Source organism: Burkholderia sp. AU19243 (assembly GCF_018148075.1).
GTDB classification, from domain to species: Bacteria; Pseudomonadota; Gammaproteobacteria; order Burkholderiales; family Burkholderiaceae; genus Burkholderia; species Burkholderia latens_A.
This window is the reverse complement of the sequence record NZ_JAGSTV010000050.1, coordinates 1-674: the sequence shown is the minus strand read 5'-3', so window position 1 is coordinate 674 and position 674 is coordinate 1. Positions and strand designations below refer to the sequence as shown.

Annotated in this window: 2 protein-coding genes; both read right to left on the bottom strand. The window is 62.3% G+C overall.

Going from position 1 to position 674, the window contains the following annotated elements:
• Positions 1-524, bottom strand: a 524-nt coding sequence (locus KDW55_RS29255; protein ID WP_212161899.1) for a succinate dehydrogenase iron-sulfur subunit, incomplete at its 3' end; no start/stop codon positions are given.
• Positions 525-545: 21 nt separating this feature from the next.
• Positions 546-674, bottom strand: a 129-nt coding sequence (locus tag KDW55_RS29250; protein ID WP_212161900.1) for a hypothetical protein, incomplete at its 5' end; no start/stop codon positions are given.

Sequence of the window (674 nt, the reverse complement as noted above, 5' to 3'; positions counted from 1 at the left end):
CGGTAAGCCTGCAGCAGGCCCGCCGGGCCGACGAACTTGTCCGGGTTCCACCAGAAGCTCGGGCACGACGTCGAGCAGCTCGCGCACAGAATGCACTCGTACACGCCGTCGAGCTCGTCGCGCTCTTCCGGCGACTGCAGGCGTTCCTTCTCCGGCGGCGGCGCGTCGTTGATCAGGTACGGCTTGATCGAGTGATACTGGTTGAAGAAGTGCGTCATGTCGACGATCAGGTCGCGCACCACCGGCAGCCCCGGCAGCGGACGCAGCACGATCTTCTGCGGCAGATCGTTCAGGTTCGTCAGGCACGCCAGACCGTTCTTGCCGTTGATGTTCATCGCGTCCGAACCGCACACGCCTTCGCGGCACGAACGGCGGAACGACAGCGTCTCGTCCACGGCCTTCAGCTTCACCAGTGCATCAAGCAGCATGCGCTCATGCTTGATCTCCAGCTCGTACGTCTGCATGCGCGGCGCCGCGTCCTTGTCCGGATCGTAGCGGTAGACTTCAAAAATGCGTTTTGCCATTTCGGATTCCTTTGACTCGGCTTAGAACGTGCGCGGCTTCGGCGGCACGGATTCGACCGTCAGCGGCTTCATTTGAACCGGCTTGTAGTCGAGCCGATCGCCTTCGCTGTACCACAGCGTGTGGCGCAGCCAGTTTTCGTCGTCGCGGTG